This is a genomic window from Micromonospora sp. 050-3, assembly GCF_046549335.1.
GTDB lineage: Bacteria > Actinomycetota > Actinomycetes > Mycobacteriales > Micromonosporaceae > Micromonospora > Micromonospora trifolii.
The window spans coordinates 1579932-1593666 of sequence record NZ_JAJPVX010000001.1; the positions used below are offsets into that span (position 1 = coordinate 1579932).

Annotated in this window: 11 protein-coding genes; 6 read left to right on the top strand and 5 right to left on the bottom strand. The window is 71.2% G+C overall.

Annotated features, from left to right (window positions below; genetic code table 11):
- Nucleotides 1-235 precede the first annotated feature (235 nt).
- The 3 genes from ACLJOK_RS07230 (at nucleotide 236) to ACLJOK_RS07240 (ending at nucleotide 2301) form a co-directional block, all read left to right on the top strand.
- Nucleotides 236-835: an RNA polymerase sigma factor gene (locus ACLJOK_RS07230; RefSeq protein ID WP_410817041.1), complete on the top strand. Its 600-nt coding sequence runs from the start codon at nucleotides 236-238 to the stop codon at nucleotides 833-835.
- Nucleotides 832-1545 carry a hypothetical protein gene (locus tag ACLJOK_RS07235; protein ID WP_410817043.1) on the top strand — a complete coding sequence of 238 codons (714 nt, stop codon included), beginning with the start codon at nucleotides 832-834 and terminating at the stop codon, nucleotides 1543-1545. The genes ACLJOK_RS07230 and ACLJOK_RS07235 overlap by 4 nt, the downstream gene beginning before the upstream one ends.
- Nucleotides 1546-1677: 132 nt before the next feature.
- A complete protein-coding gene (locus tag ACLJOK_RS07240; RefSeq protein ID WP_410817045.1) occupies nucleotides 1678-2301 on the top strand; it encodes a hypothetical protein in 624 nt (207 codons plus the stop codon).
- Nucleotides 2302-2347: 46 nt separating this feature from the next.
- Here ACLJOK_RS07240 and ACLJOK_RS07245 read toward each other — a convergent pair whose 3' ends face one another.
- A complete protein-coding gene (locus tag ACLJOK_RS07245) occupies nucleotides 2348-3973 on the bottom strand; it encodes a glycoside hydrolase family 43 protein (RefSeq protein WP_410817047.1) in 1626 nt (541 codons plus the stop codon).
- Between the two features lie 307 nt (nucleotides 3974-4280).
- On the opposite strand from ACLJOK_RS07245, the gene ACLJOK_RS07250 reads away from it, so the two are divergent.
- Nucleotides 4281-5264 (top strand): LacI family DNA-binding transcriptional regulator, encoded by a 984-nt coding sequence (locus ACLJOK_RS07250; protein WP_410819280.1) that lies wholly within the window; start codon nucleotides 4281-4283, stop codon nucleotides 5262-5264.
- A 6-nt stretch (nucleotides 5265-5270) separates the two neighbouring features.
- On the opposite strand, the gene ACLJOK_RS07255 is transcribed toward ACLJOK_RS07250, so the two are convergent.
- The gene (locus ACLJOK_RS07255; protein ID WP_410817049.1) at nucleotides 5271-5978 is read right to left on the bottom strand and encodes a vancomycin high temperature exclusion protein; all 708 of its coding nucleotides are present in this window, start codon (nucleotides 5976-5978) and stop codon (nucleotides 5271-5273) included.
- Nucleotides 5979-6521: 543 nt separating this feature from the next.
- Complete coding sequence (locus ACLJOK_RS07260; RefSeq protein WP_410817051.1) at nucleotides 6522-7856, bottom strand: PHB depolymerase family esterase; 1335 nt, start codon at nucleotides 7854-7856, stop codon at nucleotides 6522-6524.
- A gap of 418 nt (nucleotides 7857-8274) precedes the next feature.
- On the opposite strand from ACLJOK_RS07260, the gene ACLJOK_RS07265 reads away from it, so the two are divergent.
- The gene (locus ACLJOK_RS07265) at nucleotides 8275-8430 is read left to right on the top strand and encodes a hypothetical protein (protein ID WP_410817053.1); all 156 of its coding nucleotides are present in this window, start codon (nucleotides 8275-8277) and stop codon (nucleotides 8428-8430) included.
- 224 nt (nucleotides 8431-8654) lie between these two features.
- Entirely contained in the window at nucleotides 8655-10715 is a 2061-nt protein-coding gene (locus ACLJOK_RS07270; RefSeq protein ID WP_410817054.1) for a cellulose binding domain-containing protein, read from the top strand.
- A gap of 45 nt (nucleotides 10716-10760) precedes the next feature.
- Here the strand turns inward: ACLJOK_RS07270 and ACLJOK_RS07275 are convergent, their stop codons facing one another.
- Together ACLJOK_RS07275 and ACLJOK_RS07280 are read right to left on the bottom strand one after the other, a co-directional pair.
- Entirely contained in the window at nucleotides 10761-13094 is a 2334-nt protein-coding gene (locus tag ACLJOK_RS07275; protein ID WP_410817055.1) for a VWD domain-containing protein, read from the bottom strand.
- 17 nt (nucleotides 13095-13111) lie between these two features.
- A complete protein-coding gene (locus ACLJOK_RS07280) occupies nucleotides 13112-13714 on the bottom strand; it encodes a hypothetical protein (RefSeq protein ID WP_410817057.1) in 603 nt (200 codons plus the stop codon).
- Nucleotides 13715-13735 lie beyond the last annotated feature (21 nt).

The following is a 13735-nucleotide window of genomic DNA, read 5'->3' on the forward strand; positions in this document are numbered from 1 at the left end:
CGGTCGGTTCGCGGTGCCCGCCGGGGCCGGAGTGCCGCGCCGGGCCAAGCATCAGGAAACTGTATTAACAGATACCAGTACGTCGATTCCTCGTCAATCGACGACCGCGAGGCGTGACGGCACCTGTTCATCCCGTCGTTGGCGGGACGTACCCGCCGGTGGCTATCGTCGGGCCGTAACTGATCTACGGGCCGGTCCATCGGAACCAGCACCGTCCGAGGGACAGAAGATGGTCATGGAGTCGAGTCTGCGCGCTCGGGTGCGAGCCGGTGACCCCGGCGCGTTCGCCGAGCTGTTCGACACGTACGCGCGCTCGGTGTACAACCACGCGTTCCGGCTGACCGCCGACTGGGCCACGGCCGAGGACGTCATGGCCGCCACCTACCTCCAGGCCTGGCGTTCCCGGCAGCGGGTCACCGAGGAGGGCGGTTCGCTACGTCCCTGGTTGCTCGGCATCGCCACCAACGAGGCCCGCAACCACACCCGCAGCAACCGCCGCTACCGCAGGGTGGCCGCGGCGCTGCTCGCCTCCGACTTCACACTGCCCGACCACGCCGACGAGGTCGCCGGCCGACTCGACGACAGCCGACGCATCGCCGCCGCGATCGACGCGCTGGCCCGGTTGCGCCGGCCCGAGCGTGAGGTGCTGACCCTCTGCCTGTGGGAGGGCCTCGACTACGAGTCCGCGGCGGAGGCGCTGGGTGTTCCGGTCGGCACGGTGCGCTCCCGGCTGTCGCGGGCCCGCGCCCGGCTCCGCACCCTCGTCGACGCCCCACCGCGCGCCGCACGGCCGCCGGTCGTGGACGCCTCGCTCGTGCGGGAGGGCAGCCAGTGAGCGCGCCGGACCCGACCGAGTGGGCGAAGATCGCGCCTCACCCCGGTGATCACGACCTGCCGGCGGGCCGGCACGAGCTGCACCGCAGCCGCCTGCTGACGGCGATCGCGCAGCAGCCACGTACCCGAGGAATGGCCTTCGGGCCGCGGCGGCCCGCGCTCGCGGCGGCCGCATTGGTACTGGTCGCGGCGGGGATCGGCGGAGGGTTCGCGGCCCGGTCCGGCGACGCGCCCCCGGCCGCGCTCCCGTCACCCGAGGTGAGCCGCTCGGCCGCGCGGCAGGCGCCGCCGGGCACGGCCGCCAAGAATCGTGGGTACGGCACTGTGCGCCACCTCACCGACACGGCCGACCTGGTGGTCCGCGGCGAGGTGGCGTCGGTGGCGGACGGGCGGGCGGTCTACCGGGTAGCCGAGGTGCTCTACCGCGGCCCGGGTGCTCCGGTGCCCACCGAGATCATGGTGGCCGCGGAGCCAGCCGGTTCGGCCGGCCGGCCGACCGTCCTCTACCTGGGCATGGCTGACCCGGGTGCGCGCGTCTACCGCCCGCTCGGCGGCGAATACGGGATCTTCGACCTCGCCGGGGAGACGGCGACCAGCCGGTCACCGGCGATGTCGGTGACCGGTCTGCGCACCGAGGACGCCACCGGGGCGGGTCGCGCGTTCGTCACCACGTTGGCCGAGCTTCGTCAGCTTGCCCGCGAGCGGCGCTGAGCCGAGCCGGAAGCTGAGCCCCGGAGAGAAAGAATGGAACTCGGTGCCCGGGCCGCACAGATAGAAGGCGTAAGCAGTGCCGCGTTCCGGGCGAGACGGCCCGGGACGGCACCGAGACGCGAGGAGCGTTCCATGGCAGTCGACCTTCGCCGTACCCGGCCGCTGGTGGCCACGGCCGCCGCCGTGCTGGCCGCCGCGGCCCTGTCCGCCTGCGGCAGCGGCGGCGGCGCCGACCCGGCCGCCGCGCCCGCCCCGAGTAGCGCGGCCCCGAGCAGCGCGGCCACGCCGACCGACGTCGCGCCCCCGCCGATCAAGGGCAAGCTGCGCGGGTACGGCACCGTGCGGCAGCTCAGCGACGCCGCGGACCTGGTCGTACGTGGTGAGGTCGAGGCGGCCGGATTCCGGGTCGACGAGGTGCTGCGCGCGGCCACCGGATCGACAGTGCGGGCCGGGGCGCGGATCACGCTCGCCCCGCTGCCCGCCGGTGTGCCGGACATGGCGCACATGTCGAAGCTCGAAACGGGCCAGGTCGTGGTGCTCTACCTCGCCCAGGACCCGACGGCCCCGACGTTCCGGACGCTCAGCGGCGACTTCGGTGTGTTCGACCTGAACGGGGCCGGCGCGGAAGCCGTCGCCACGACCCGCTCGCAGACCATGGCCGTCAGCGGCCTGAACGCCGAGGACCCGGCCGCGTCCGGCCACGGCTTCCGCACCACCCTCGGCCAGCTGCGGGCCGTCGCCGCCCAGGCCAGGTAGGACGAGTGGGAACGCGGACGGCGCCCGCCGAGTGCCGTCCGCGTGGTCACTGCTCCCGGTAGGTGGCCAGGTCGAAGTCGGCGTGCACGCCGTCGCCGCCCAGGTCCTGCACCCACAGGCCGAGGAACGCCCCGGTGAAGCCCCACGCCGCCGGCTCACCGTCGATGATCAGCGCGGCGTGCTCGTCGGACAGGATGGTCGCGTCCAGCTCGACAGGTAGCCGCTGCCAACCGGCGCCGAGGTCGTAGTCGAAGCGCACCGCCGGCCCGTCGAAGACGGCCCGCAGGCCGACCCGTGTGACGCCGTCGGCATCGACTGTCAGATCGGGGTACGCGGTGCGCCGCCCGTTGTCGGAGCTGAGCAGCTCCAGCACCGTCCGGCCGTCGTCGGACCGGGTCAGGTAGAGGTGGTGCCAGTTGAGGGTGTTGTAGTAGGCGGTGATCCCGGCGAGCTGACGGTGGTCGGCCGGTTCGAACTCCACAATGGTCTCCAGCGAGCACTCCATCGCGCCGACGCGTCGCCCGACCAGGCTGGGTGCCTGGCGACCGACCGGCGACTGCCCGCCGTGGACCCGCAGGTACGACGGGCGGGTGTGCAGGTCGACCCAGTCCGGGGACGCCGGCCGACGCAGCGTCGACCAGCACCGGCCCAGCTCGGGGGCGTCGAAGTGGTCCGTCTCGGGCTCCGCCGGCCAGGGGTGCGCGGGCAGGTCGGGTGCGACGACGTCGTCCGCGGGCACCCCTCCGGCGATCCGCGGCCAGCCGCCCGACGGCCACTCGACCCGCTGGATCGCGGTCTCCCGACCCAGGACGCAGTTGCCCAGCGGGGAGTACGGGCGGCCAACCAGGTGGGCCAGGTACCACTCGCCGCTCTGCGTGTGGACCAGGCTGCCGTGGCCCGCCTTCTGCAACCGCAGGTCGGGCCGCCCGAAGGAGGTGAGCAGCGGGCCTTCCGGTTCCACCTCGTACGGCCCGAACAGCTCCCGGGACCGCGCCACTGTGACCTGGTGCTCCCAGCTGGTGCCGCCCTCGGCAGTGATCAGCCAGTACCAGCCGTCGTGGCGGTACAGGTGCGGACCCTCGGTGACCCCGACCGGTGAGCCGGTGAACAGGATGCGGGGGCTGCCGACCAGGCGGCGTGCGGCCCGGTCGTACTCCTGGATCTCGATGCCGCCGAAGCGGTCGCGGCCGGGTCGCCAGTCCGCGCTCATGCCCAGCAGCCACGTGGTGCCGTCGTCGTCGTGGAACAGCGACGCGTCGAACCCGCGCCCGTGCAGTTTCACCGGATCGGACCAGGGGCCGGTGATGGACTCGGCGGTGACCAGGAAGTTCTGCGGATCCCAGTAGCCGCTGGCGAAGCTGGCCACGTCGCTGTAGACGAGGTGGAACCGACCGTCGTGGTACGTCAGGTCGGGCGCCCACACACCGTTGGAGTCGCCGCATCCGCGCAGATCGAGCAGGCGCCGGTCGGTGATGATCCCACCCAGGCTGCGCCAGTTCACCAGATCGCGCGAGTGGTGCACGAGCACGCCCGGATACCACTCGAAGGTCGAGGTGGCCAGGTAGTAGTCGTCGCCGACGCGCAGGATCGACGGGTCCGGGTGGAACCCGGCAAGGACGGGATTGCGGATCGACCGGGTAGCGGTCGCCACAGTAGCAATGTCGGTCGACACGAGCACTCCTCTGGGCGGGCTGACGGCAACTTCCGGAAACTCGCGGTCCCCGGCCATTGAAGGTTCTGCCTACGCTAGCCGGTCCTTTCGCAATAGGACAGAGGTCTTGACCGTCGCGACAACAGCTCGTAGCGTGCCGGCCATCGATCGGTATTACCGGCGAAGTATTGAAAGTTTCGGAGATCCGAAGACCCCCGCCCGCCGGCTCAGCCGGATGACGACGCACCACCGCGAGCAGACCTGAAGTTTCCAGCAGGACGCAGGGGGGACCGTGGGCACGGAGAACGGCCGAAACGTCACCATCGCCATGATCGCGCGGTTGGCCGGAGTCTCCGTGCCCACCGTCTCCCGGGTCATCAACGGCCGCTCCGACGTCGCCCCCGACACCAGGGAACGCGTCGAGGCGCTCCTCAACAGGCATGGCTACCGCCGTCGGTCACCGACCCGGCGCACGGACGCCGCCCTCATCGACCTGGTCTTCAACGACCTGGACAGTCCGTGGGCAGTGGAGATCATCCGTGGGGTGGAGGACGTCGGCCAGACCAGCGGTGTCGGCACCGTCGTGTCGGCCATCCACTGGCGCATCTCCTCGGCCAAGCAGTGGCTCGACAACATGCGGACGCGCTCCACCGAGGGAATCATCTTCGTGACCTCGATGGTGAACCCGCCGTTGCAGGCCGAGCTGCGCCGGCTCCACCTGCCGGTCGTCATCATCGACCCGGCCGGGGTCGACCCGCAGGAGTCACCCACCATCGGCGCCACCAACTGGGCGGGCAGCCTCAGCGCCAACCAGTACCTGATCAGCCTCGGCCACCGGCGCATCGGCTTCATCGCCGGCCCGCCGCATCTGATGTGCAGTCGGGCCCGGATGGACGGCTACCGGGCCGCCCTCGGCGCCGCCGGGATCCCCATCGACGACGCCCTGATCCGCCCCGGCAACTTCTACCACGAGGCCGGCTTCACAGCGGGTGCGCAGCTGCTGGCCCTGCCCGACCCACCCACCGCCATCTGCGCCTCCAGCGACCAGATGGCCCTCGGCGTCTACGAGGCGGTCCGCAAACGGGGCCTGCGGGTGCCCGACGACGTCAGCGTGGTCGGCTTCGACGACCTACCGGAGGTGCGATGGTGCTCGCCACCGCTGACCACCGTCCGGCAACCCCTGGCCGAGATGGGCATGCTGGCCGCGCGGACCGTGCTGCGCCTCGCCGGCGGTGAGCGGACCGAGAGCCCCCGTGTCGAACTCGCCACCGAGCTGATCGTCCGCGACAGCGCCGCACCGCCACGCTCGTGACCTCCCTCAGCCGACGCGCAACGCATCGTCGACGCCCGTCTCCCGGCGGCCGAGGTGCGCCGGGTCCCGACCGGAGAGCAGATCCAGCGCGGCCTTCAGGCAGGCGCCGTTCTCCCGGGACGAACTGAACCACCACGTCTGCGCGTACCGCTTCGCGCTGTCGTCTCCCACGCCGTTGGCGTCGATGCCGAGGCGCCGGCACAGCGCCACGGCGCGCGGAAGGTGGAAGGACTGGGTCACCACAGTGGCTCGCCGTACCCCGAAGATCCGCTCAGCCCGCGCACACGAGTCGTACGTGTCGAAGCCGGCGTAGTCCGGCACCACCTTGTGCGCTGGTACACCCCGATCCACCAGCCAGCTCCGCATCGCGGCGGGCTCGTTGTAGTCGGCGTTCATGTTGTCGCCCGACACGAGGATCGCCCGGACCTTGCCGACCTCGAACAGTCGCCGCGCGATCTCCAACCGGGCCGCGAGGACGGGTGAGGGTGTGCCGTCGGCGTTCACCTTGGTGCCCAGCACCAGGGCGACCGGCGCGTCCGGCACCTCGGCCTCGCCGTAGAGGTGGCCCTCGGCGGTGTCGCGGATCCACGTCACGCTTGCCACAGTGCCGCCGGTCAGCGCCACAGTTCCCACCGCGAGCGCGAGGACCGTACGGCGAACCAACCGCCGGTGCTCCCCGTACCACCGCCTGGCCGCGCCGAATCGTCCCCGCATGCCGCAAGGCTATTCGGTCCGCGCTCACGACTGTCGTCGGCACACACGCGAAGCATCCCGAGCAGCGAACGAAGATTGTTGTCTATGGACAATCGCTCACTGTTAGCGCTAACGTGACGGACAGTCGTCGATACTCGAATGACCTCGGGCCGCTGTGACGGAGCTGTCGCCACTGCCCGGGGCGTGCTGGACGACGATCGTGGCGTGGGGCGGGTGGCACGTGGCCGGCGCGAGACGGCCCGAGACCACCACCGGGCGACCCGCACGCCACGGGGCCGAGGCATGAACGGCCACCGGAATTCCAGGGCACCGCAGCAGCCGGGACAGTCGTGCGTCGACAACCGGTCCGCTCACCTGCCCAACGCACGTCGCTGAGCAGGAGCCCGCACCTGGGCCGCCCTGATGGCGACCGTCGGCCCCAGCCCTGGCCGCCGGGTCGCGTCCCGCTGTTCGGAGTCCGGGCCCGAGCAGCGGGACGCCACCCGGTCCAAGCCGGGGCGCCCGTCATCCTCGGCGGCGACATCGCCGCCGCCGGTCATGGCGTCAGCTTCGGGTCCACCGCTGGCTGTTCGTGCCGTTGCAGCTCGACAGGACCGCAGGGGTGCCGTTGGCGGTTCCGGCGGCGTTGGGCGTCAGGCACAGGCCGGACTGCACGCCGGTGACCGTGCCATCGGTGTTGACGTTCCACTGCTGGTTGGTGCCGCCGTTGCAGTCCCAGATGATCACCCGGGTTCCCGACGAGGTCCCGGCGCCCTCGGCGTCCAGGCATTTCGTGCCGTACACCTGGAGCTGTTTCGTGGCTGTCGACGTCCACTGTTGGTTGGTGCCGCCGTTGCAGTCCCACAGCGCCAACTGGGTGCCGTTGGTCTGCGACCGGGACGGGACGTCGAGGCAGCGGTTGGCGCCGGTGTTGCGCAGCGGCGCCGACGTGCCGCCGGGCGGCGGTGTGGTGGGACTCGTGGTGTCGAAGCCGAGGAACCGGATGGCCTGCGCGGCGTCGAACGGGATGGAGTGGCCGTACCCCTGGAAGCTGATCGCCTCGACGGGCGCCGTGCCGCCGGTGCCCCCGTACCGGGTACGGGTGGCGCTGGTCTGCGGAGAGTCCGTGAAGCTGGGGGTCTGCGACACGCCCTGCACGTTGGTCCATTGCTTGATCTGCTCGCCGAAGTTGACGTAGCTCAGCGTGGTGTCCGTGGTGCCGTGCCAGATCTGGAACCGGGGACGCTTGCCGGAATAGCCGGGGTAGGCGTTGCGGACCAGGTCACCCCACTGCTGCCCGGTCCTGACGATCCGTCCGCCGGAGCACTCGCTGTTCCACTCCGCGCCGTTGGTGGTGGCGAAGCACCCGAACGGGACGCCGGAGGAGCTGAACCCGGCGTGGAACAGGTCCGGGTAGAGGCCGACCATGACGTTGGTCATCATGGCGCCGGAGGAGAACCCACCCACGCCGATCCGGCTGGCATCGACCGGGTAGCGGCTCCGGACATGGTCGACCATGGACTTGAGACCGACCGGGTCGCTGCCGCCGTCACGCCGCAGGGCCTGCGGTGACGAGACGTCCCAACACTTGCTGCTCCGGGTCACCGACGGGTAGATCACGATGAAGCCGTAGCGGTCGGCGAGGGTGCTCAGCCCGAAGCCGCTGTGCACCGCCGGACCACTGCCGGTGCAGTAGTGCAGGGCGAGGAGCAGGGCCGGCTGGGCCGCGACCCGATCCGGCACGTACAGGTGCATCTGGAGGTTCGTCGGGTTGGTACCGAAGTTGGTCACCTGGGTGAGCGTCGCGGCCGACGCCGGGGTGGCGGCCGTGACCACGGCCGTCATCGTCGCCAGGGCCGTCGCCAGCGCGGCGGCCAACAGTGCGATCCTTGATCTCATCGGCGGTTCCTCTTGTCGTGAGTCGGGGACCCGGCGGCAGCCCGGCGCGGGCGGTCGACGACGGCACCCGGGCGGTCCCGAGGCGCGCAGCGTCCGCCGCGCGTCACCGGCGGCTGCTGACAAATCCTGATGCGACGTCCACCTGCCCAGGGACGTCCTGACCACCGAGGTCAGACCAGCGAGAGGGCTTCCCGGTGAGCCACTGACGCTGATCGCCTCGCATCGACTGTGAGCGATAACATCCCGTTCGTCAAGCGGTAACGTATGACGTCTGTCGATCTCATGTCGAGCGTTTATGCCTTCCGCTCGGTGGAGAGTGGGTGCCACAATGAGGGCGGCGCTCAAGCGGTCACCGCTGGGCCCGGGGGAGGGCCTTCCGCAGGAAGCGGACGGTGGGCACGAACCCGGAGGCCGTCTCATGACCCATCTGTCGGACGCTACTGCCATCTCCGGCGTGGTCGATCTGCTCGTCGGCGTGCTGCAACTGGCCGCCGCGGTCGTCACTCTGCTGGCTGCCGTCAGTGTCCGTGGGCGCCGTTCAGGGCGCGGCGAGCGCGGCGAAGACGACGCCTGACGCACCTTGAGATTGTCGAACCGACAGTGCCATTGTGGTACGTCGATGAAGAGCCGCGCGCGGGGCTGACGTCCGTCCACTGGGCAGCCGGGATCCAGATGTGATCTCCGGGGGACGGTGACATGAGCGATGGACCAATCAGAGTCTGCCGTCCCCGAGATCGCCCGTCACCGGGTCGCACAGTGACCGGTCGGGCGGCTCATCTGCGCGAAGGAACCCCGCCCATGCGTGAACCGAAGACCCGAGCGGCCCTCCTGGCGGGCCTGCTGCTCGCCGCGAGCGCGCTCGCGGGCGTCAACCCACCAACCGCCAGTGCGGCGGTCGACCCGGTCACCGTGACCGTCAACACCCGTGCGGGTCTGGCGACAGTGCCGGACACCGCCCTCGGCGTCAACCACGCCATCTGGGACTCGAACCTCGGCACCGCCGAGACGTCGGACCTGCTCAAAGATGCCGGCGTGCAGATGATGCGCTACCCCGGCGGCTCGTACGCCGACATCTACCACTGGAAGGACCACACAGCCCCCGGCGGTTACGTCGCGCCGGGGACCGACTTCGACACCTTCATGGCGGCGGTCCGGCGAGTCGGCGCGCAGCCGATGATCATCGCGAACTACGGCACCGGCACGCCCGCCGAGGCCGCCGACTGGGTGCGGTACGCCAACGTGACAAAGGGCTACGCCGCGCGGTACTGGACCGTCGGTAACGAGAACTACGGCAACGGCCACTACGGGTCCGCGTGGGAGGCCGACGACCACCCGGACAAGAGCGCGACACAGTACGCGAGGCTGGTCGTCGAGTACGCCGACGCGATGAAGGCGGTCGATCCGAGCATCAAGGTCGGGGCGGTGCTGACCATGCCGGGCAACTGGCCGGACGGGATCACCGCCGGCAGCGATCCGGGCCCGTGGAACCAGACAGTGCTCTCCATCGCCGGCCCGAAGATCGACTTCGTGGACGTGCACTGGTACCCGGGCGGCACCGCCGCCGAGTCGCTGGCCCGCGTCAATCACCTCCCCGACGCCACCTACCTGCTGCGGCAGCAGCTCGCTCGATACGCCGGCCCGAACGCCGACCGCATCGGCATCAGCTTCACCGAACTGAACGTCGACGCCGGCCGGAACACCCAACCGGCGGCGCTCTTCCTTGCCGACGTCTACAGCGGTCTGCTGGAGAACGGCGTCTTCACCGCCCACTGGTGGAACGTGCACAACGGCATGGGCACCGTGACGCAGGTGGCCGGCCAGACCGACTACGGCGACTTCGGGATGCTCTCCAGCGGGGCCTGCACCGAGGACGGCTCGGTCTGCCAACCGCCGCTGAACACACCGTTCGCGCCGTACCACGGGCTGAGCATGATGAAGCTCTTCGCGAAGACCGGCGACCAGTTCGTTCGCGCCGGCACCGACGAGCCCCTGGTCACCGCCCACGCCGTCCGCCGGAGCAACGGTGACCTCGCCGTGCTGCTGGTCAACAAGGACCCGGACAACGACCACCCGGTCACCATCGACTACGCCGGGTTCACCCCGTCGGCCGTCGCGCCGACGGTCTCCACCCTCACCAACGGCGCCACCGGCATCGCCACCAGCCAGTCCGGCTCGGCGACCAGTCGGACGTTGCCGGCGTACTCGTTGACCACGCTCGTGCTGCGCCCGGCCGGCGCGACAGCCGGACGGCCGGCCGCACCCGGCCAGCCGACCGCGAGCGGTGTCACCGACCGCGCCGCGACGATCACCTGGCCGGCGGCCACCCCGGGCGGAAGCCCGATCGCCAAGTACGAGGTGCACCGGCAGCACGGCGCGGTCAGCGAGCAGCTCGGCGAGACGACGACCACCTCGTTCACTGTCGACAACCTCGTGCCGGGCAGCAGGTACACAGTCAACGTGCTGGCCCGCGACACCGCCGGACGGGTCTCCTGGGCCTCACCGCCGCTCACCTTCGCCACCGGCAGCCCTGCCGCCAGTACGTGCACCGTCCGCTTCAGCGCCAACAACGACTGGGGCAACGGTTACATCGGTGGCGTCGACATCATCAACAACGGGTCCAGCCCGATCAACGGCTGGACGCTCACCTGGACCTGGCCCACCGGCTGGCAGCAGGTGAGCAGTGGTTGGAGCGCCACCTGGGAGCAGGTCGGCACCGCGGTGCGGGTCACGCCCACCGCCGACAACCGGCAGATCGCCGCCGGCGGCACCGTGAGCGCCGGCTTCGTCGGCGCGTACGGCGGGCCGAACGTGCTGCCCACGGCGTTCACCCTCAACGGCACCGTCTGCGCCACCGGCTGACGCCACGGCCGGCTGGCCCGATCGTCGGGTCAGCCGGCCGCCCGGTCAACCGACCTGGCGGACGCTGACCGTCGCCGACCCGGTCTCGTCCGCCCAGGGGTCGAGCACCAGGGCGTACGTGCCGCCCGTGGGCAGCGGGCCCACCTCGAACCGCCCGGCACCACCGATGACGCAGCCACTGCCCACCGCCTCGCCGCCCGGGCCGGTGACGATCAGAATCGCGCACCGGTCGGGAAGGCTGGCGGCGCTCACCTCGACGGTGAGGCGCTTACCGCTGTCGACGGGGAACCGCAGACGGCTCACCGCACCGGGCCGGCTGACCGACAGGGTGATCGCCCGTCCATCCGCGACGCTGTCCCGCTGCTCGTCGGTGGCGTCGCGCAACCGTACGTTGGCCGAGCCGGCGTCGGTGGAAGTCCCGTCGACCTCCAGCACGTACCGGCCCGTGGCCGGCAGGACGAACCCGTCGACGTGGCCCTGGCCGCCGATCACGCAGCCGCTGGCCACCTGTTCACCGGCCGGGTCGCGCAGGCGCAGCAGGTTGCACCGGTCCGGCACCGTGGCGTCGGTGACCTGGAGGAAGACCTTCTGACCGGCGCGCCCGTCGAAGGCCAGGCGGCTGACCGCGCCCGGTTGGGCGAGCGTCGCCCGGACCGCGGGCCCGTCCAGCGTGAGCGTCTTCTCCTCGTCGGTCACCGTGACGACCCGTACCGTCGCCCGACCGAGGTCGGCATCCCACGGGTCGAGCACCACCTGATGGTCGCCGGTGGCGGTCAACGTGGTCGTGTCGATGAAGCCGACACCGGAGATGACGCAGCCGGTCGCCAACTGACGGCCCTGCGGGTCGAGCAGCAGCAACACGCCGCAGCGATCCGGCACTGTGGCGGCGGGCACCTCCACGAAGATCTTCTGACCGGCCCGGCCCGGTACCTTCATCGCGGCCGTTGCGCCGGCCCGGGTCACCGCCAGGTCGACGTCACCGGCAGCGGGTACGTCGCGCTGCGCGCGGGCGGCGTCCTCGGCGAACGCCACCTGCCCGGTGAGGCCGACGTCGAGCACACAGTCGGCGAAGATCTGCGGATCGGTGACACCGGCTCGTCGGCAGACGAGTTCGGCGGTGGCCCGGTTGGGCAGGTCCCCGACGGTGAGCAGCCGGTCCGGGAAGCGCCGGTCGGTGAACGTGCCGGTGTTCTGCCCCGGCTCGTAGTCGAACAGCGACCGCAGCGCCTCGACGCGCCAACTGTCGGCGAAGCCGGGGTACAGCGCCTCGAACGTGGGCGGCTGCGCCACCCGCTTCCCGCCACGCAGGGTCAGGTCGTCGCCGCGGTCACCGTCATGGTCGCCGAGCAGACCCTCCAACGACCCGGCCCGGGCGGTGGGCGCGCCGACGCTGACGCTCAACCCCCACACCCCGATCGGCTGCGCGGTCACTCGGGCGCCGTCCGGCCACTCCACGCTCACCGTGCCGTCTCCCCAGGTGGTGACGGTGCCACCGCGCGGCAACTTCACCCCGTCGGGCGCGGACACCGGCGCGGCGCCGTTCACCCGGACCACCGGCCCGTCGGGTGTGACGTACACGCCGACCCGGTCACCGGCCACCCTCACCGCGACGGCGGAGTTGACGGCCACCACCGAGCTGGCCGGAAACATCGTCTGTCGTACCTGGACCTCGAAGTCGTCGGCCGTCGAGCGGGTCAGCACGAACTCGCCGGCGGCCTGGAAGTCGTACCGCAGACCGTCGTACGTGAGCAGGTGCGGGTCGCCGTTGCTGTTGGCGCACCGGTAGCCCTTGCCGATCACCGAGATCGAACAACCACCACCACCGGGTGGTCGGGGCTTGGGCTGGTCGCAGTCCTTGCCGTTGGACGGCAGCTTCATCCCGCTGTACGTCGTGCGCAGCGGCACCCCCACGGCCTTGCGGTACGCGTTCTCCGCCAGCACCGCGTGCACCTCGCTGGGATCCACGTTGCTGGCGAACTGGCCGCCCTGGGTGCAGAACTGGCCCCGGTCGGTGTCGTTGGCCTCGTCGAGGGCGTGGTTCATCTCGTGGATCAAGGTGGCGCACTGGTCCTCGGTGAAGCCGGCCCCCTCCTCCGGCAGCGCCCGGCCGTCGTTTTCCGGCACCCAGTTGATCTGCACATCACTGCCCGGGACGTACGTCGTGGTGCTGCTCTCCGAGCCGAAGATGGGTCTGCGCACCTTGATCTGTTTGCCGGAGCGTTCCAGCTCGTCGAGCACGGCGCCGTTGCCCGAGCTGCGGATCTGTCCGACGCATCCCGCGTACTCCGTCTGCAGGTCGCTGTTGACGCTGACCACGGCGGACGCCGCCTGTGGGGCGAGCAGCACCAGGACGCCCGCCAGCACGACACCCAGTCGCATTCGGCTCCGCAACCCGGTCACCCGCCCTTCACCTCGAACTCGACAGCGCCCTGCTCGGACGTCGCGGCGCAGGCATCCGCCGGCACGCCGCGCAGCGGCGCTCGCAGGTAGCCCAGCACCAGCCGGTACGCCCCCGGTTGGTCGACGGGCCACCAGGTGACGGCGGCGCCGCCCCGCCCGTCAGATGCGGAGGTCATCAGCGCCGGGCCGACCGGGCTCTGGGGGTCGCTGCCCAACACCAGCTCCAGCGACCCGCGCGGAGGCACCCGCACCAGGTTCTCGACCAGGTACGCGGTGAAGTCCCGGTAGTAGGCGGCGCCGCCGACCGCTGGTGCCACCGCCGTGCCGTCGCGGGTCAACGACATGACCGTCACCGCCCCGTCCGGCACCCGACTGAGTTGGCACTCGGCGTTGCGGTTGTTGACCAGCTTCAGCCGCAGGGTGATCTGCTCGCCCACCCGGTACGACGGCTGTGCGGCGCTGACGGTCAGGCCGACCGTCGCCGTGCCGCCGCTCGGGGCCGGTGACGGACGCGACCGTCTGCACCCGACAGTGGTGGCCATCAGCAGCAGGGCGAGACCGCCCGCGAGCGCCGCCGTCCCTGCGCGGGGTACGCCCATGGGCCGCGAGCCTCCTCCGGG

Coding starts and splice junctions, on each gene's coding strand:
- ACLJOK_RS07230 (WP_410817041.1), top strand. CDS start 236: ATGGAGTCGAGTCTGCGCGCTCGGGTGCGAGCCGGTGACCCCGGCGCG.
- ACLJOK_RS07240 (WP_410817045.1), top strand. CDS start 1,678: ATGGCAGTCGACCTTCGCCGTACCCGGCCGCTGGTGGCCACGGCCGCC.
- ACLJOK_RS07250 (WP_410819280.1), top strand. CDS start 4,281: ATGATCGCGCGGTTGGCCGGAGTCTCCGTGCCCACCGTCTCCCGGGTC.
- ACLJOK_RS07255 (WP_410817049.1), bottom strand. CDS start 5,978: ATGCGGGGACGATTCGGCGCGGCCAGGCGGTGGTACGGGGAGCACCGG.
- ACLJOK_RS07260 (WP_410817051.1), bottom strand. CDS start 7,856: ATGAGATCAAGGATCGCACTGTTGGCCGCCGCGCTGGCGACGGCCCTG.
- ACLJOK_RS07265 (WP_410817053.1), top strand. CDS start 8,275: ATGACCCATCTGTCGGACGCTACTGCCATCTCCGGCGTGGTCGATCTG.
- ACLJOK_RS07270 (WP_410817054.1), top strand. CDS start 8,655: ATGCGTGAACCGAAGACCCGAGCGGCCCTCCTGGCGGGCCTGCTGCTC.
- ACLJOK_RS07275 (WP_410817055.1), bottom strand. CDS start 13,094: ATGCGACTGGGTGTCGTGCTGGCGGGCGTCCTGGTGCTGCTCGCCCCA.
- ACLJOK_RS07280 (WP_410817057.1), bottom strand. CDS start 13,714: ATGGGCGTACCCCGCGCAGGGACGGCGGCGCTCGCGGGCGGTCTCGCC.